Raw genomic sequence first — 16,808 nt, 5'->3', positions numbered from 1 at the left:
GCGGCAGTATAGGGACGGCCCGAACAAGGGCGGCCCATCCGGGGTCGCCTTTTTCCTTTGTTCCTCACGGAAAGGTGCCTGACATGTCGATCACGCCGCTGATGCCCGTTTACCCCCGGTGCGCCGTGCGTCCGGTGCGAGGCGAAGGGGCCTATCTGATCGGCGAGCGCGGCGAACGCTATCTCGACTTTGCGAGCGGCATCGCGGTCAATCTGCTCGGCCACGGTCACCCGCACCTGACCCAGGCGATCCAGGATCAGGCCGCGACGCTGATCCATGTGTCGAACCTCTACGGCAGCCCGCAGGGTGAGGCGTTCGCGCAGCGGCTCGTCGACAACACCTTCGCTGACACGGTGTTCTTCACCAATTCGGGCGCCGAGGCGGTCGAATGCGCGATCAAGACCGCGCGCGCCTATCATTCGAGCGCGGGCAATGCCCACAAGCATACGCTCATCACCTTCAACAACGCCTTCCACGGCCGCACCCTCGGCACCATCTCGGCGACCAATCAGGAAAAGCTGCGCAAGGGCTTCGATCCGCTGCTCCCCGGCTTCGCCTATGCGCCCTTCGACGATCTCAACGCCGCGCTCGATCTGGTCGACGACAGCACCGCGGGTTTCCTTGTCGAGCCGGTGCAGGGTGAGGGCGGCATCCGCCCCGCGTCGCAGCCCTTCCTTCAGGGCCTGCGCGACATCTGCAACGAGCGCGACCTGATGCTGATCTTCGACGAGGTCCAGTGCGGTGTCGCGCGCACCGGCTCGCTCTATGCCTATGAACAATACGGCCTGGCGCCCGACATTCTTGCCAGCGCGAAGGGCATCGGCGGCGGTTTCCCGATGGGCGCCTGCCTCGCGACCGAAAAGGCGGCGCGCGGCATGACGATCGGCACCCACGGTTCGACCTATGGCGGCAACCCGCTCGCGATGGCGGCGGGGCAGGCGGTGTTTGACGTGATCCTGGAAGACGGCTTTCTCGAGCAGGTCCGGACGACCGGCGAACGGCTGCGCGGCGCGCTCGAACAACTGATCCCGAACCACGACACGCTGTTCGAAAGCGTGCGCGGCATGGGACTGATGCTCGGCGTCAAGATGAAGTCCGACAGCCGCGCCTTCGTTGCGCACCTGCGCGACCATCATGGGCTGCTGACGGTGGCGGCGGGCGACAATGTCATCCGCATCCTGCCGCCGCTCAACATCGAGCAGGGCCATATCGACGAGTGTATCGAGAAATTGTCGGCGGGGGCGGCGAGCTATACGCCGCCGGACGCCTGATGCCCAATTTCCTGAACCTGTCCGACGCGGGCGGGGACGCCGTCGCGGCGATGCTCGCCGATGCGATCGACCGCAAGGCGGCGCGCGCGGGCTGGCCGAAGGCGCGGCCCGACGCCGACAAGCCGCTCGCCGATCATGTGCTGGCGATGGTGTTCGAGAAAAATTCGACGCGCACGCGCTGCTCGTTCGACCTCGCGATCCGTCAATTGGGCGGGGTGCCGATGATCCTCGACGCCGGGACGAGCCAACTCGGCCGCGGCGAGACGATCGCCGACACCGCGCGCGTGCTGTCGCGCTATGCCGACGCGATCATGATCCGCACCGATCATCATGACAAGATCGAGGAACTGGCCGCCCACGCCGACGTTCCGGTGATCAACGGGCTGACCGACCTGTCGCACCCGTGCCAGATCGTCGCTGACCTGCTGACGATCGTCGAGAGCGGCAAGGCGCTGCCGGGGCTGGAGCTTGCATGGCTCGGCGACGGCAACAACGTCCTCGCCTCGCTGATCGAGGCGGCGGGGCTGTTCGGCTTCAATGTTCGCGCCGGGGTGCCGCAGGGTTATGAACCCGACGCGGGTTTCGTCGCGGCGGCGCGGTCGCGCGGTGCGCGCATCGACATCGTCCGCGATGCGCGCGAAGCGGTCGCCGGCGCCGACCTCGTCGTCACCGACACCTGGGTGTCGATGGGGCAGGACCATGCGCACAACAAGCTCGCGGCGATGGCGCCCTATCAGGTCGACGAGCGATTGATGGGCGCGGCGAAAAGCGACGCGCTCTTTCTCCATTGCCTGCCCGCACATCGCGGTGAGGAGGTCGTCGACGCGGTGATCGACGGCCAGCAGTCGCGCGTCTGGGACGAGGCCGAGAACCGCGTTCATGCGCAGAAATCGGTCCTGCTGTGGGCGCTCGGCAGGTTGTGAGCGAGATTTCGGAAACCTGGTTCGACCAGCCTTTGGTCTTCACGATCGCCGATCGCCATGTGCGCGGGCGCCTGATCCGCCTCGGCCCCGTGCTGAACACGGTGATGGCGGCGCACAGCTACCCACCCGTCGCCGAAAAGCTGCTCGCCGAGGCGCTGGTGCTGACCGCGTTGCTCGGCTCGACGCTGAAAGGCGAGGAGAGCCAGCTCACCTTGCAGGCGCAGACCGGCGGCGGGCCCGTCGAACTGCTCGTCTGCGACTACAAGGGCGGCGAACTGCGCGGCTATCTGAAATTCGATGCCGAGCGGCTGGCCGAGGTGGGCACCGATCCCACCCTGTTCGCCTTGTTCGGCGAAGGCTTCCTTGCCATCACCTTCGACCAGGCGGCGAACGCCGAGCGCTATCAGGGCATCGTCCCGCTCGAAGGCGCGTCGATCGGCGACGCCGCCGAACATTATTTCGAACAGTCGGAACAGATCCCCAGCCTGATCAAGCTCGCCGCGCGCCACGATGCGGAGGCGGGGTGCGTCGCGGGCGGCCTGCTGCTCCAGCATCTTCCTGAGGGTGAGGTCGGGCGCGATCGCCTGCACGTCCGCCACGACCATCCCGAGTGGGACCATGCGCGCACGATCGCCGAGACGTTGAAGGGCGAGGAACTGACCGACCCTGCGACCTCGCTCGAGACGCTGGCGTGGCGGCTGTTCCACGAGGACGAAGTGCGCGTCGAGGCCGGCCGCTTCGTCTCGCGCGGCTGCCGGTGCAGCGTCGATTATTTCGCCGGCGTGCTGTCGAAATTTCCCGAAGCCGAGCGCGGCGAAATGGCCGACGCGGCGGGGCTGGTCAATGTCGACTGCGCCTTCTGCTCGCGCATCTTCCCCATCTCGCTCGACGAGATCGCCGCGCATGGTTCGGCGGCTTAGCACCACCATTTGGGTCATCCCGACGGTGAAACGGGGCAAATCAGCGCCAAGCGGTTGAAATCCACCATCTGGCTTGCTACCTCTTGCTTGATGGGGTCGCATTTCCGTCCATGAAGGACGACCAGATGGAAGGAAATATGGCGATCTTTTTCCCGCTTTTCAGAACGTCCGTTGCGGCGCTCGGCCTTGCCGTAGCGACCGCGGTTCCGGCGCAGACGCCGTCGCTCGCAATGCTCGACCGGCTCGAAAAGGGCAGTTGGCAACTCCGCGAGCGCGGCAAGGATGCGGTGTTGCAGACGATGTGCCTCGGCGACGCGCGCCGGATGATCCAGATCGAGCATCCGCGCGCGAACTGCTCGCGCTATATCATCGAGGATACGCCGAATTCGGTGACGGTCCATTACACCTGTCCGGGCGCCGGGCACGGCCGCACGACGATCCGCAGCGAAACGAACCGGCTGGTCCAGATCGACACCCAGGGGATCGCCGAAGGCCGCCCCTTCTCGCAGGCGATCGAGGCGCGGCGCACCGGCGGCTGCTGATCCGCGCCGGTAACGGCCTGTTAACCACGCCCTGCTAAACGGGACAGGCGACGCACCGATGTGTGTCCTTCTCCCTAACGGCTTCATGCCGAACTGGGCCGTGCCGCAACCGCCGCGCGGCCCATTTCTTTGGTGCGCTGCAACACTTGCACCCGCGAAGGCAGGGGCCTATCTGGCGCCGATGCAAAATCTTTCCGGAAAGACGGTGATCGTCCTCCTGTCGGGCGGGCTCGACTCGATGGTCTGCGCGGGGCTGGCGCGCGAAGCCGGGGCGCGGATCGTCGCGCTCACGGTCGACTATAACCAGCGCCACCGCGTCGAGCTCGAATCGGCGGCGCGCATCGCGGCCGAGGTCGGCGCGGCCGAGCATATCGTGCTGCCGCTCGACCTTCGCCGTTTCGGCGGCTCGGCGCTGACCGCCGACATCGACGTGCCCAAGGACGGGGTGGGGGACGAGGTTCCGGTCACTTACGTGCCCGCGCGCAACCTCATCTTCCTGTCGCTGACGCTCGGGCTGGCCGAGGCGCGGCAGGCGCAGGACATCATGATCGGCGTCAACGCGCTCGACTATTCGGGCTATCCCGACTGCCGCCCCGATTTCATCGCGGGCTTCGAGAAACTGGCGGCGCTGGCGACGCGCGACGGCGACAAGGGCGTCGCCTTTCGCATCCAGGCCCCGCTCCAATATATGACCAAGGCCGATATCGCGGCCGAGGCGGCGCGGCTCGGCATGGACGCGGGGATGAGCTGGTCGTGCTACGACCCGACCCCGGACGGCCTGCATTGCGGCGCGTGCGACAGTTGCCGGCTGCGCAGCAAGGGCTTCGCCGAGGCCGGGCTCGCCGACCCGACGCGCTACGCCTGATCCCATGGCCTATGCCGTCAAAGAGATATTCCTGACCCTGCAGGGCGAGGGCGCGCAGGCGGGGCGCCGCGCGGTCTTCTGCCGCTTCGCGGGCTGCAACCTGTGGACCGGGCGCGAGCGGGATCGCGCGAAGGCGGTCTGCAAATTCTGCGATACCGATTTCGTCGGCACCGACGGCACGCTCGGTGCGAAATATGCCGATGCGGCGGCGCTGGCGCGGGTGATCGGCGAAAGCTGGGGCGAAGGGGCGGGCGACCGCTATGTCGTGCTGACCGGCGGCGAGCCGATGCTCCAGGTCGATGCGCCGCTGATCGACGCCTTGCACGCACGGGGTTTCACGATCGCGATCGAAACCAACGGCACCCACGCGGTGCCGCGCACCATCGACTGGATCTGCGTCAGCCCCAAGGCGGGCAGCGAGCTGGTCCAGCGCAGCGGCGACGAACTGAAACTCGTCTGGCCGCAGCCGGGCAGCGACGTCGCGGCGCTCGCGGAGCTCGATTTCGCGCACCGGCTGATTCAGCCGCTCGACGATCCCAACGCGGCGGCCAATGTGCAGGCCTGCATCGATCTGGTGATGGCCGATCCGCGCTGGCGGCTGTCGCTGCAGACGCACAAATCGCTGGGGCTGCGATAGAGAGATTACATCCACCGTCATTGCGAGCGGCGAAGCCGCGCGGCAATCCGGGGCAGGCGTAAACCGCTCTGGATTGCTTCGCTCCGCTCGCAATGACGAGCGGACTCGGGCTATTCGGCCTTCTTCGCCGCGCTGTCGGCGGTCACCGCCTTCTGCGCCAACGGCGCCTCCACGGCATCGGGATTGTCCGATGCGACCTCGTCGCCCTCCGCCGTGTCGGTCGCGGGCTTGGCGCTGTCCTTCTTGGCGCCATCGTCGGGGACGCTGTTGTCGACCGCGGTCCCGTCGCCCGCCGCATTGTCGAGGATGATCATCGAATCGCTGATCGAGCCGGGCTGAACCTCCACCGCATCGAGCTTGGCCGTCGATTTGCCCGATGGTTCGCTGCCGCAGGCCGCGAGCGAAAGCAGGAGGAGCGAGCTGAGGATGATCCGCGTCATGGCGCCGTTCCTAGTCGCTCGCCCGCAGCTTGTCGAGAAAGGCGGGGAAGGCGCCGGCCAGCGCGCGATCGACCTCGGCGAACGACGCCTGCTTCCCCAGCATCGCGAGGCTGGTGACCGGAAACTCGGCGATCCCGCACGGCACGATCCCCGAGAAATGCGTCATGTCGGGATCGACGTTGAGCGAAAAGCCGTGGAGCGTGACCCAGCGCTTCACCCGGACGCCGATCGCGCCGATCTTGGCTTCGCGCCCGTCCGGATCGTCGGTCCAGATGCCGATGCGCCCCTCGGCGCGGCGCGCGGCGACGCCGAGCAGCGCGAGCGCATCGATCACCCAGCCCTCGAGCGCCGAGACATAGGCGCGCACGTCGCGCCCGCGTTTCGCGAGGTCGAGCTGGACATAGCCGACGCGCTGGCCGGGACCATGATAGGTATAGCGCCCGCCGCGCCCGGCATCGAACACCGGAAAGCGCGGGTCGAGCAATTCGGCGGGATCGGCGCTGGTCCCGGCGGTATAGAGCGGCGGGTGCTCGATCAGCCAGACGCGCTCGCGCCCCGTGCCCGCCTGGATCGCCGCCGCGCGCGCCTCCATGTCGGCGAGCGCGGCGGCATAATCGGTCCGGCCGGGTGCGACGGTCCATTCGGGGGTGGAAAGCCGGGTCATTGCGAGGGGTAAGTGCCGCTTCGCGGGCGCAGATGCAAGAGGCTGGACATTGGGGGCGAAGGCCGTCAGTTTCGACCGCAACCGGGAAAAGAAAATGATGGGGTATCAATGACAAAATTCGACATGGGCGCGGCGTGGGACGATGCGACGATGCTGGTTCGCGCGCACTTGCCGCTGACCGGCGTGCTGGCCGGGCTGTTCTTTTTCCTGCCCGGCATGATGATGGCGCTGCTCGGCCCCGTGCCGCTTTCGCCGCCCGGCAATATCACCCCGGAACAGCTCAATGCGATGCTCATCGCGGATTTGAAGCAGCAATTCCCGTGGCTTCTGGCGATCACCATGGCATCGACGCTGGGATCGCTCGCGATTCTGCGGCTGTGGCTTGCCCGGGCGGGCACCAGCGTCGGCGAGGCGCTGCTCTTTACGCTGGCGATGATCCCGACGATGATCGCGATGTTCGTGGTGCAATCGCTGTTGATGGGGATTGCGTTCCTGCTGCTGATCGTGCCGGCGATCTATCTCTTTGGCCGGCTCGCCGCCGCCTATCCCTTGCTGGCGGATCGCAATATCAAGAATCCGTTCGCCGCCCTGATGGGCAGCTGGCAATTGACGAGCGGCAACGGCTGGCGGGTCGCCTTCTTCGTTTTCCTGTTCCTGATCGTCCTGATCGTCATTTCGCTGATCGTTCAGCAGGTGACCGGCATCTTCGGCGTCCGCGGCTCTTTCGGCTATCTGATCGGCAGCGTAATCAATTCGGCCGTGTCCGCGGGCTTCGGCCTGCTCAACACGGCGGTGCTCGCATCGGTCTATCGGCAACTGGCGGCGCGGGGCGCGGGGGATATTTTCCAGTAATCCATCCCATCAGGACGAAATATGTGAAGGACAGTCGGGGTTAACAACAGGGGAAGAGACATGGCCAAAATGAGCATAGGGGCGGCCTTTTCGGAGACGTTCGCCTTTCTGGGCGCCAATTGGGCGCGGATGTTGCTGTATCTGGGCGGGGCGCTGGTGGCGATCGCGTTGCTGGGCTGGCTGCTGCTCGGCAGTACCTTCGCGTCGATGATGGCGTCGCCCAACGATCCCTCCATCGTGCTGGGTATCTTCGGCAAAATCTTCTTCTTTGCGATCATCGCGGGGACGGTGATGTTCGCGGCGAGCCTTCTCATCTGGCGCAGCGGTCTGGTCGGGGGCGATCCGGCCGCGGACATCGGCTGGTCGCTCGGCGCCGGCGCTGCCTATGTCGGGGCGCTGTTCATCCTCTACATCGGGATGGTCATCGCGATGTATATCATTCTCCTGATCGTCGGGCTGTTCGCGGTCGCACTGTTCGGGGTGAGCGGCCTGTCGCCCGAAATCTTCATGAACGGCGGCGTTTCGGGCGGACTGATCGTCTTTGGGATCATCGTCTATATCGCGATCCTCGTCTTTTTCCTGTGGCTGTTCGGGCGGCTGGGGGTCGCGGGACCGTGGATGGCGGCGCACCGCCGGTCGAACCCGTTCGCCGCCTTGGGCGCGTCCTGGAAATTGACCGGCGCGTCGCAGTGGACGATCGTCGGCTTCAACCTGATCATCGCGATCCTGTCGTTCGTTTTCCTGATGGTCGCCAACCTGATCTTCGGCGGTATCGCCGGAGCGGCGGGGGGCATCTTCGGCGCGATGGGAAGCCCCGGCGCGGGCGCGGGCACGATCCTGTTCGCCGTTATTTTCGGCCTGCTGATCTATGTTCCGCTGATCCTGCTGTCGGTCGCGACGCCGGCGGCGATCTATCGCTGCGTCAACACCGACAGCAACGCCGGCGTTTTCGCCTGACCGGAGGCTGATCCGAAATGAGGGCGCTCCGCAGGCGGGGCGCCCTTTTTCGCGTCAGCTCCATTTGGCGAGCGGCGGCAGGCTCATCAGGATCGCGTCGATATTGCCGCCGGTCTTGAGCCCGAACAGCGTTCCGCGATCGTAGACGAGGTTGAATTCGGCATAGCGCCCGCGCCAGACGAGCTGTTCCTCGCGATCGGCGTCGGTGAAGGGCAGGGTCATGCGGCGCCGCACGATCTGCGGGAAGATATCGAGGAAAGCTTCGCCGACGCCTTGGGTGAAGGCGAAATTGCGGTCGAACTCGGCATCGTCGCCGCATTCGAGATGGTCGTAGAAGATGCCGCCGACGCCGCGATGCACGCCGCGATGCGGGATATAGAAATAATCGTCGGCCCATTTGGCGTAGCGTTCGTAGACGTCGGGGCCATAGGGCGCGCAGGCGGCGCGAAAGCGCGCGTGAAAGGCGTCGGTGTCTTCCGCATAGGGAATCGGCGGATTGAGGTCGGCGCCGCCGCCGAACCAGCGCTTCGTCGTCGCGAGGAAGCGCGTGTTCATATGCACCGCGGGCACATGCGGGTTCGCCATATGCGCCACCAGGCTGATTCCGGTCGCGAAAAAACTGGGGTCTTCGCCCGCGCCGTGGATCGACGCCGCGAAATCGGGTGCGAATTCGCCGCCGACGGTCGAGACGTTGACCCCGACCTTTTCGAAGACCTGCCCCGTCATCACCGCGCGCACGCCGCCGCCGCCCGCGCCGGGCGCGATCCCTTCGGCCTCGCGGTCCCATGGGGTATAGGCGAAGCTCGCGTCGCTGCCGGCCTCGCGCTCGATCGCTTCGAACGCGGCGCAGATGCGGTCGCGCAGCGACTCGAACCAGCTTCGCGCCGCCTGTTGCTGGGGATCGAGCGAAATCATGCGGAAAAGCCTTTCGTTTGGCGGAGCGCCTCGGCGAGCGCGATGCCAGCCGCGACCGCGACATTCAAGGAGCGAAAGCCGGGCTGCATCGGAATCGCGACCCGCGCGGCGACGGCCTCGTGGACATGGTGCGGAACGCCGGCGCTCTCTGATCCGAACAGCAGCACATCGCCTTGATCGAAATCAAAGCCGGGCAGCGGAGTCGCGCCCGCAGTCGAAAGCAGGACGAGGCGCTGGCCGCCGATCTGCGCCCATTGGCGGAATGCATCCCAGCCGGGGTGCCGCCGGACATTGGCGCGCACCGCATAATCCATTCCGGCGCGCTTCAGCGCCGCGTCGCCGAAGGGGAAACCGCACGGCTCGATGATATGCGCGGGCGCCCCGAAACAGGCGGCGGTGCGCAGGATCGTGCCGACATTGCCCGCGATATCGGGCTGAAACAGGGCGATTTCCATGCCGTCGCCATAGTCCCGGCGGGCGAAGGAATCGAGAGCTTAGGGTCCGAAGGGCCGATCGATGAGACGAAGGGGAAATTGCCTGTTGGCAAGCCCGGACTGTGCGGCTATCAGGCCCGCAATTCCCGGAGGGGCCGCCGGGCTGCGCCGTTTTGTGCGCGCGCAACGGGGCGGGCCATCCTTCTTCGGGGACTTTGTCAGTTCACCCATGCAAGGGCAGTCGAATGGCCAGTGAAACCGAAACTACCGCCGGCATCGAAGATGGCGTGCGGCGCCGGGACTTCATCAATATCGCGGCGGTCAGTTTCGCCGGTGTCGGTGCGGCGGCGGTGGTGCTTCCCCTGGTCAACCAGATGAATCCTTCCGCCGACGTGCTCGCGCTGTCGTCGACCGAAATCGACATTTCGGCGATCCAGCCGGGGCAGGCGATCAAGACGAGCTGGCGCAAACAGCCGGTGTTCGTCCGCAACCTGACCCCGGTCGAGATCGCGGAAGCGAAGAAGGTTCCCTTGAGCGAACTGCGCGACCCGCAGACGATCGACGAGCGCACCAAGCCCGGCAAGGAAAACTGGCTGATCACGCTGGGCGTCTGCACCCATCTCGGCTGCGTGCCGCTCGGCGCCGCCGAGGGTGAGAATCGCGGCGATTACGGCGGTTATTTCTGCCCGTGCCACGGGTCGCACTACGACACCGCGGCGCGCATCCGTAAGGGCCCGGCACCCAAGAATCTGGCTGTGCCGCCCTATGAATTCAACAGCGACACCGTCGTGACGATCGGCTGAGGAGCGAGATAAGATGAGCTTTCCCTGGGCCAAACCATATGAACCCCAGCATCCGCTGATGAAGTGGATGGACGAGAAGCTGCCGATTCCGCGGCTCGTCTATAATGCCACTGGTCCCGGCTATCCGGTTCCGCGCAACCTCAACTATTTCTGGAACTTCGGCGTCCTCGCGGGTGCCGCGCTGGTCATCCAGATCGTCACCGGCATCGTGCTGGCGATGCATTATGCCGCCAATGCGGGCGTCGCCTTCAACTCGGTCGAGCATATCATGCGCGACGTGAACGCCGGCTGGTTCATCCGCTACGCGCATATGAACGGCGCGAGCATGTTCTTCATCGTCGTCTATCTGCACATCTTCCGCGGCCTCTATTACGGATCGTACAAGGCGCCGCGCGAAATGGTGTGGCTGCTCGGCGTCGTGATCTTCCTCCTGATGATGGCGACCGCCTTCATGGGCTATGTCCTTCCCTGGGGCCAGATGAGCTTCTGGGGCGCGCAGGTGATCACCGGCTTCTTCTCGGCGATTCCGGTCGTCGGCGATCCGATCCGCGTCTGGCTGCTCGGCGGCTTCGCGCCCGACAATGCCGCGCTCAACCGCTTCTTCTCGCTGCACTATCTGCTGCCCTTCGTGATCGCGGGGGTCATCATCCTGCACATCTGGGCGCTGCATATTCCGGGGTCGTCGAACCCGACGGGCATCGAGGTGAAGGACGAACAGGACACCGTCCCGTTCCACCCCTATTACACCGCGAAAGACGGCTTCGGCGTCGGCGTGTTCCTGCTCGTCTTCGTCGCGCTGACCTTCTTCAGCCCGAACCTGCTCGGTCACGCGGATAACTATATCCCCGCGAATCCGCTCTCGACCCCCGCGCATATCGTGCCCGAATGGTATTTCTGGCCCTTCTACGCGATCCTGCGCGCCTTCACCTTCAACTTCCTGTGGATCGACGCGAAGCTGTGGGGCGTCATCGCGATGTTCGCGGCGATCGCGCTGCTGTTCTTCCTGCCGTGGCTCGACAGCTCGCCGGTGAAATCGTCGAACTATCGTCCGCTCAACCGCATCTTCTTCTGGTTGCTCGTCCTCGATGTGTTCGTCCTCGGATGGTGTGGCAAGAGCCCGGCTGAACAACCCTATGTGTTCCTCAGCCAGTTCTGCGCGGCGTATTATTTCGCCCACTTCCTGATCATCCTGCCGATCATTTCGCGGATCGAACGGCCGTTGCCGATGCCGAACTCGATCACCGAAGCGGTCCTCGCAAAGCATGCCGACGACAAGTCGGCGGCCACGGCCTGAGCGCCGGACTTTAATAGGAGCTGATACAGCCATGGTTCGTCCGCTCGGTTTTCTCGTCGGTCTGGGTTTCATTGCAGCCCTGCTGTGCGCGATCTTCACGACACCGCTCACCAATGAACCCAACGCCTCGCACGCGTTCCACAAGGAGCCGAAGCATCTGGCGCTGTCCAGCGACGGCCTGCTCCCGCATTGGGACAAGGCCAAGCTGCAGCGCGGGATGCAGGTGTATAAGGAAGTCTGTTCGGCGTGCCACAGCCTGAACCTCGTCGCCTTCCGCGACATCGCGGATCTCGGCTATAGCGAGGGGCAGATCAAGAGCTTTGCCAAGAGCTATGACACGATCCCGTCGATCAACCCCGACACCGGCGAACCGTCGACGCGCACCGGCCTGCCGTCGGATCATTTCCCGGCGCCCTATGCCAATGAAACCGCGGCGCGCGCGGCGAACAACAATGCGCTGCCGCCCGACCTGTCGCTGATCACCAAGGCGCGCGAAGGCGGCAAGAACTATGTCTATTCGCTGCTGACCGGCTTCCAGAATCCCCCGGCGAACCTGCCGAAGGAACTGCAGCCGCCGACGGGCCTGCACTTCAACCCCTATTTCGCGAACCTCAACCTCGCGATGGCGCCGCCGCTGCACGACGGCCAGGTGACCTTCGCCGACGGTTCGCCGAACGATGTGAAGGCGATGGCCAGCGACGTCGCCGCCTTCCTGGTGTGGACCGCCGAGCCGAAGCTGGTGAAGCGCCATCAGGTGGGCTGGGCAGCCTTCATCTTTCTGCTCATCTTCACCGGCCTGACCTATATGTCGTACCGGAACATCTGGGCCGACAAGAAGCATTGATAAACGAGGGGAGGGCGACTCCACATGGGGTCGTCCTCCCGTCCTCGGCGGGGTCGTCGGTCATGCGGCGTCGATCCGCATCATCCGAGGCTTCCGTAGCCCGGACCTGAAATTTCTCGATATTGCCGGGGCTTGATCGACGACACGGTCGCTTGTTCAATCAGGTCTGCGATCGCTTCGCGGCCCGAAGACAGCCAGACCCGCCGCCTCTAATTCTTTTGGGGCGCTGGGGCCGCTTCCCCGTATTGCCGTCGCCGCTCCTCCTGTTCCTTGATCGACGGAACATGGAGTGCCTTGCGCATCGCATCCGATATCAGGGCGCGATCGTAGGGCTCCTGTGTCGCCGGAGCGCCAGCGGAAATGGTGTATTGCGTGCCTAGAATTTGCGGCTTGCCGATAGCCTGCAAATATCTGTCGAGTGTCGCCGAGGCGATCCAGACGGCATCGGACCTCCCCCTTGCGATGGCGATCGTCGCGAGCAGGTGCGCCATCAGATAATCATTGGCGTCGCTGCCGTGCTGGAAAACGAAGGCGGCGTGATAATAATCGTCGCCGCTTTGCAGCGCGCCCGAATCCAGCAATCGCCTGGCTCTGCCGCGCCGCTCGTCGTCGGCGGGGCCGACGATGGACCAATCGATGTCGGCGCTTTCGCGATCGGCCTGATCGGCATCGAAAATCGCGCTCATTTCCGCGTTGCTCGGACGAACGAAGGTGATGGCATAGCTGCGCCCCGAATCCCATGGCCCCAGCGAAGCCGCATCCGCGCGCGTCCTGATCAGGGGGAAGGGTTCGAAAGGAGCGCCTGCGATCGTCATCTCCATATGATCCGTATCGACCGGGTGCAGGCGCAGAATGTCCGGTGCGGATCCGGGCGTCGGATCATCGAAGACGATTTCGATATCGGCGCCCACCGAGCGAACGCTGCGTGTCTGGCGCCGGATCACCGGGCCGCTGACACGCGAAAAATTCTCACCATCGGTTTGGAAATGCTCGGGTCGCTCCCACGTCGCGGTCGCGCCGTCCGGCGTCTCCCTGATTTCGATGCGGAAGAACGTCTGATCGCCGGCCCTCAAGTCCCAACTCCCGGTTGAGCCGAGCGCCAGCGCCGACACGGCGGTGAGGAGCGAGGACAGCAAGGACGCCATACCACATATTTGCACGGCAGCCGACCGTGGGCAATCAGGTTCGTCCCGTGGGCTTCCAAAGAAAAAGCCCGCGCCGAAGCGCGGGCTATGCTCGCCCCCTTGGCAAGCTCTCGGCGCCTTAGAAGGGCACCCAATTCTGCTTCTTGCGGATCTTCATATAGCCGACATTGATCCCCAGCCGCGCGCCGACGCCGACCCGGATCGGGATCAACACGACATCGCCGCGGCGCAGATAGCTCGCGTTGAAGCCGCCGACGAGATAGGCTGCCCCTTCGCCCGCCGGATAGCGCTTGTAGATATCCTCGGTGTCGAAGAGATTGTAGACGAGGACGAAGGTGCTGCCCGCGTTGGCGCCCGCGTCGAAGCCGATCGACGGGCCGGTCCAGTAAACCGGCCGTTCGCCCTCGATCTTGTGGTGCAGCGTGCCCGAGCCATAGCGGACGCCGATGCCCAGCGCGCCGCCGGCCTCGCGCCCGACGATATAGGCGTTGGGCTCGCCCTGCTTCTTGAGGATGTCCTCGATCAGTCCCGCCAGGCCCTGCGCGCCCTTGCCGAACACGCCCTCGGCGGCGCCGATCAGGTCGTCTTTCTTGTAGGTCGAACCATCGGAAGCGGCCGCCGTCGCGCTATCGGCGGTGGTGGTCGCGACGCCGGTGTCGGGTGTCGTCGAATATTGTTCGTCGCCGGTGGCAAGGTCGCTGTTCAGGGTCGGATCGGCAGGTGCTGGATCGTTCACGGAAGGCGCCGGAGTCACGGGCTGGGGATTGTCGAGATCGGAATCGATCGCGGTGTTGGGGTCGACCGAGGTCATTTGGCCATTCGCCGCGACCGGCGCGAGCATAAGCCCGATCGATGCCAGGGTGGTGGCGGCAAAAGTGGCGAGCGTCTTACGCATATGTCCCCCAAATCGGTCGGCGCCTGATGCGCCGGACGGGTTTACCATGACTCCGACTGTGAATCGCGGGCAATGAACGGGCGATGACTTGAGTCGATTTTGCGTTGGACCGAATCCTTTTTGCCGTGAAGCCGTCAAAATAAGGTCGAAAGGGACCAATGTTAGGCGTTGCGGGGCGCGAAGCGCATGGCTATAGCGACCCGCCTAAGCCAGCCTGCCGTTAGCGCGGCAGACCATGCGGAGACGTGGGTGAGTGGCTGAAACCAACGGTTTGCTAAACCGTCGTACTGGTAAATCCGGTACCGAGGGTTCGAATCCCTCCGTCTCCGCCACCCTTCCCAACACCTTTGCTTTTGAAGTCCGGCCAAAACGGTCATAGGGCTCGCCCATGGCCCGCCACGATCTCCTCTCGCTTCTCGGCATCGATCTGCCGATCGTCCAGGCGCCGATGGCGGGGGTGTCGTCGCCCGACATGGCGGCGGCAGTCAGCGAGGCGGGGGCCTTAGGGTCGATCGGGGTCGGCGCGACCGATGTCGATGGGGCGCGGCGGATGATCGCCCAGGTGCGTGCACGCACGGCGCGGCCGTTTCAGGTTAATCTATTCTGCCACCGGCCCGCGATTGCGGATGCCGATCGGGAACGCCGGTGGATCGAACGCTTCCGCCCGCTGTTCGCCGAGTTCGGTGCCGAACCGCCGGAGGCTCTCGGCGAAATCTATCGCAGCTTTGTCGGCCATGACGCGATGCTGGATATGCTGGTCGCAGAGCGCCCCGCGGTCGTCAGCTTCCATTTCGGCTTGCCCACGGACGAGGCGATCGCGGCGCTGCGTGCCGCCGGGATCGTCCTGCTCGCCACCGCGACCAGCCTCGCCGAGGCGGAGGCCGTGACGGCGGCCGGAATCGACGCCGTCGTCGCGCAGGGATGGGAGGCGGGCGGTCATCGGGGGATGTTCGATCCCGACGCGCGCGACGACCGGCTCGGGACGATGGCGCTCACCCGCCTGCTCGCACGGTCGCTCGGCCGGCCGGTGATCGCGGCGGGCGGGATCATGGACGGCGCGGGCATCGCGGCGGCGCTGGACCTTGGCGCCGCTGCCGCGCAGCTCGGCACGGCTTTCGTCGCCTGTGACGAGAGTTTGGCCGATGCCGCCTACCGCGCCGCGCTGCGCGGCGACGCCGCGCGTCATACCGCGATGGTGCGCGCCGTATCGGGCCGGCCGGCGCGTATCCTGTCCAATCGCTTCGCGGCGCAGGATACCGCGATCGACCCGGCCGAAATCCCCGCCTATCCGATCACTTATGATCTGGGCAAAGCGCTGCACGCCGCCGCCAAGGCGCGGGGCGAGTATGGATTCGGGGCGCAATGGGCGGGGCAGGGCGCGCCGCTGGCGCGCGCGATGCCGGCGGCCGACCTTGTCGCGGCGTTGGCGGCGGAACTGGAAGCGGCGCGGCGTGCGTAGCGATTAGCGCGCGGCATTCGATCGTGCCAGCTCGTCGCGCGCGACTGCCTGCAACGCGGCCGCCTGCGCGTCGGACAGGCCGAGCGCATCGGCGCTCTTTTCGTGTGCGCCAAGGCTGACCGGATCGACGCCGGTGATCGCGCCGAAGGTGACGAGCGCCGACAGATAATAGCCCGCGACGCTCGCATGATAATGGTCGTAGGTCCAAAGGTCGAGCTGGCCATAGGCGATGCCGTCATAGGGATCGGGGTCGGCGACGCCGGTCGTCATCGCCCGGTTCCACGCCTCGCCCACGGGCAAAATGCCCCGGACGGCGGGGTTGGCGGCGCGGGCCTGTTCGGCGGCGGCGCGCAGGTCGTCGGCCATCGCGCTCACCGGCTTGCCGTACCAATGCCCCTTGGGCGTATAGGTCTGGTCGGCGCGCGTCCACGTCGCGGCGAGCCGGATATCGACCGCCGGATTGCGCTTGCGGAATAGCGCGGCCATTCGGCCGACATCGCGGATATAGGCCGCCGGATCGCCGGGCCGGGCGCGGTCGAGAACGCTATATTCCTGGAGGACGACGACGTCCCACGGCTTGTCGAACAGCGCGCGCCGCTCGTCATAATGAAAGCCGAGCGATTTGCCGCCCTGCGTCTCGAGGCTGACGGTGTAATCGAGTCCCATCTGCTCGCAAAAGGCCTTGAACAGCGCCGGAACCCCGCCATAGCCGGCGCCGTTGAGATCGGTGACGGTGCTCGCGTGCCAGTTGCGCGCCGCCGAATGCGCGCCCTGGGTGAAGCTGTTGCCGATGAACAGGATCGTTCGCGGCGCCGCTTTCGGAGCGAGGGAAGCGGAAGCCGCGCCGGCGGCGGTCGGCGCGGGCGCGCTCTCCTTTGCCGCTGCCGCCGGCGCGACGGCGAGCCCGGCGCAGCCGATCAGGAGCCAGATACCGGACCCGTATTTCAT

At 65.6% G+C, this 16,808-nt stretch carries 19 protein-coding genes and 1 tRNA gene; 13 read left to right on the top strand and 7 right to left on the bottom strand.

Annotated features, from left to right (window positions below):
• Positions 1 to 83: 83 nt before the first annotated feature.
• The 6 genes from OJI97_RS04970 to queE all read left to right on the top strand — a co-directional run bounded on the left by OJI97_RS04970 (position 84) and on the right by queE (position 5,158).
• Positions 84 to 1,271, top strand: coding sequence for an aspartate aminotransferase family protein (locus tag OJI97_RS04970; protein ID WP_297661695.1), 1,188 nt, complete (start codon positions 84 to 86; stop codon positions 1,269 to 1,271).
• Positions 1,268 to 2,194 carry an ornithine carbamoyltransferase gene (gene argF, locus OJI97_RS04965; RefSeq protein WP_297661756.1) on the top strand — a complete coding sequence of 309 codons (927 nt, stop codon included), beginning with the start codon at positions 1,268 to 1,270 and terminating at the stop codon, positions 2,192 to 2,194. Before OJI97_RS04970 ends, argF begins: the two co-directional genes overlap by 4 nt.
• 5 nt (positions 2,195 to 2,199) lie before the next feature.
• Positions 2,200 to 3,114 (top strand): Hsp33 family molecular chaperone HslO, encoded by a 915-nt coding sequence (locus OJI97_RS04960; RefSeq protein ID WP_297661754.1) that lies wholly within the window; start codon positions 2,200 to 2,202, stop codon positions 3,112 to 3,114.
• A gap of 137 nt (positions 3,115 to 3,251) precedes the next feature.
• Positions 3,252 to 3,656, top strand: a complete 405-nt coding sequence (locus OJI97_RS04955; protein ID WP_297661693.1) for a hypothetical protein — start codon at positions 3,252 to 3,254, stop codon at positions 3,654 to 3,656.
• Between the two features lie 181 nt (positions 3,657 to 3,837).
• Positions 3,838 to 4,521: a 7-cyano-7-deazaguanine synthase QueC gene (queC, locus tag OJI97_RS04950; RefSeq protein WP_297661691.1), complete on the top strand. Its 684-nt coding sequence runs from the start codon at positions 3,838 to 3,840 to the stop codon at positions 4,519 to 4,521.
• Positions 4,522 to 4,525: 4 nt separating this feature from the next.
• A complete protein-coding gene (gene queE / locus OJI97_RS04945; RefSeq protein ID WP_297661689.1) occupies positions 4,526 to 5,158 on the top strand; it encodes a 7-carboxy-7-deazaguanine synthase in 633 nt (210 codons plus the stop codon).
• 110 nt (positions 5,159 to 5,268) lie between these two features.
• Here queE and OJI97_RS04940 read toward each other — a convergent pair whose 3' ends face one another.
• Together OJI97_RS04940 and lipB are read right to left on the bottom strand one after the other, a co-directional pair.
• Positions 5,269 to 5,598: a hypothetical protein gene (locus tag OJI97_RS04940; RefSeq protein ID WP_297661687.1), complete on the bottom strand. Its 330-nt coding sequence runs from the start codon at positions 5,596 to 5,598 to the stop codon at positions 5,269 to 5,271.
• 10 nt (positions 5,599 to 5,608) lie between these two features.
• Positions 5,609 to 6,262, bottom strand: coding sequence for a lipoyl(octanoyl) transferase LipB (gene lipB, locus OJI97_RS04935; RefSeq protein ID WP_297661685.1), 654 nt, complete (start codon positions 6,260 to 6,262; stop codon positions 5,609 to 5,611).
• 108 nt (positions 6,263 to 6,370) lie between these two features.
• Between lipB and OJI97_RS04930 the strand changes: the two genes are divergently transcribed.
• Together OJI97_RS04930 and OJI97_RS04925 are read left to right on the top strand one after the other, a co-directional pair.
• Entirely contained in the window at positions 6,371 to 7,114 is a 744-nt protein-coding gene (locus OJI97_RS04930; protein ID WP_297661683.1) for a hypothetical protein, read from the top strand.
• A gap of 60 nt (positions 7,115 to 7,174) precedes the next feature.
• Positions 7,175 to 8,071, top strand: a complete 897-nt coding sequence (locus tag OJI97_RS04925) for a hypothetical protein (RefSeq protein WP_297661681.1) — start codon at positions 7,175 to 7,177, stop codon at positions 8,069 to 8,071.
• 54 nt (positions 8,072 to 8,125) lie between these two features.
• Here OJI97_RS04925 and hemF read toward each other — a convergent pair whose 3' ends face one another.
• Positions 8,126 to 8,986: an oxygen-dependent coproporphyrinogen oxidase gene (gene hemF / locus OJI97_RS04920; RefSeq protein WP_297661679.1), complete on the bottom strand. Its 861-nt coding sequence runs from the start codon at positions 8,984 to 8,986 to the stop codon at positions 8,126 to 8,128.
• Positions 8,983 to 9,441 carry a tRNA (cytidine(34)-2'-O)-methyltransferase gene (locus OJI97_RS04915; RefSeq protein ID WP_297661678.1) on the bottom strand — a complete coding sequence of 153 codons (459 nt, stop codon included), beginning with the start codon at positions 9,439 to 9,441 and terminating at the stop codon, positions 8,983 to 8,985. Before OJI97_RS04915 ends, hemF begins: the two co-directional genes overlap by 4 nt.
• A 224-nt stretch (positions 9,442 to 9,665) precedes the next feature.
• Between OJI97_RS04915 and petA the strand changes: the two genes are divergently transcribed.
• From petA to OJI97_RS04900, 3 genes are read left to right on the top strand one after another with little or no spacing between them, the layout of a single operon-like run.
• The gene (gene petA, locus OJI97_RS04910; RefSeq protein ID WP_297661676.1) at positions 9,666 to 10,223 is read left to right on the top strand and encodes a ubiquinol-cytochrome c reductase iron-sulfur subunit; all 558 of its coding nucleotides are present in this window, start codon (positions 9,666 to 9,668) and stop codon (positions 10,221 to 10,223) included.
• A 13-nt stretch (positions 10,224 to 10,236) separates the two neighbouring features.
• A complete protein-coding gene (locus OJI97_RS04905; RefSeq protein ID WP_297661675.1) occupies positions 10,237 to 11,517 on the top strand; it encodes a cytochrome b/b6 in 1,281 nt (426 codons plus the stop codon).
• A gap of 31 nt (positions 11,518 to 11,548) precedes the next feature.
• On the top strand, positions 11,549 to 12,361 hold the full coding sequence (locus OJI97_RS04900) for a cytochrome c1 (RefSeq protein ID WP_297661674.1): 813 nt from the start codon (positions 11,549 to 11,551) through the stop codon (positions 12,359 to 12,361).
• Between the two features lie 209 nt (positions 12,362 to 12,570).
• On the opposite strand, the gene OJI97_RS04895 is transcribed toward OJI97_RS04900, so the two are convergent.
• Together OJI97_RS04895 and OJI97_RS04890 are read right to left on the bottom strand one after the other, a co-directional pair.
• Positions 12,571 to 13,506, bottom strand: coding sequence for a hypothetical protein (locus OJI97_RS04895; protein ID WP_297661673.1), 936 nt, complete (start codon positions 13,504 to 13,506; stop codon positions 12,571 to 12,573).
• Between the two features lie 118 nt (positions 13,507 to 13,624).
• Positions 13,625 to 14,401 carry a DUF1134 domain-containing protein gene (locus OJI97_RS04890; protein ID WP_297661671.1) on the bottom strand — a complete coding sequence of 259 codons (777 nt, stop codon included), beginning with the start codon at positions 14,399 to 14,401 and terminating at the stop codon, positions 13,625 to 13,627.
• Between the two features lie 239 nt (positions 14,402 to 14,640).
• On the opposite strand from OJI97_RS04890, the gene OJI97_RS04885 reads away from it, so the two are divergent.
• Positions 14,641 to 14,733 (top strand) — tRNA-Ser (locus OJI97_RS04885).
• Positions 14,734 to 14,789: 56 nt separating this feature from the next.
• A complete protein-coding gene (locus tag OJI97_RS04880) occupies positions 14,790 to 15,860 on the top strand; it encodes a nitronate monooxygenase (RefSeq protein WP_297661669.1) in 1,071 nt (356 codons plus the stop codon).
• 3 nt (positions 15,861 to 15,863) lie between these two features.
• On the opposite strand, the gene OJI97_RS04875 is transcribed toward OJI97_RS04880, so the two are convergent.
• The gene (locus OJI97_RS04875) at positions 15,864 to 16,808 is read right to left on the bottom strand and encodes a DUF4886 domain-containing protein (RefSeq protein WP_297661667.1); all 945 of its coding nucleotides are present in this window, start codon (positions 16,806 to 16,808) and stop codon (positions 15,864 to 15,866) included.

The sequence above is a fragment of the Sphingopyxis sp. genome (assembly GCF_025869345.1).
Taxonomy (GTDB): Bacteria; Pseudomonadota; Alphaproteobacteria; order Sphingomonadales; family Sphingomonadaceae; genus Sphingopyxis.
This window is presented reverse-complemented; position numbering and strand designations above follow the sequence as displayed.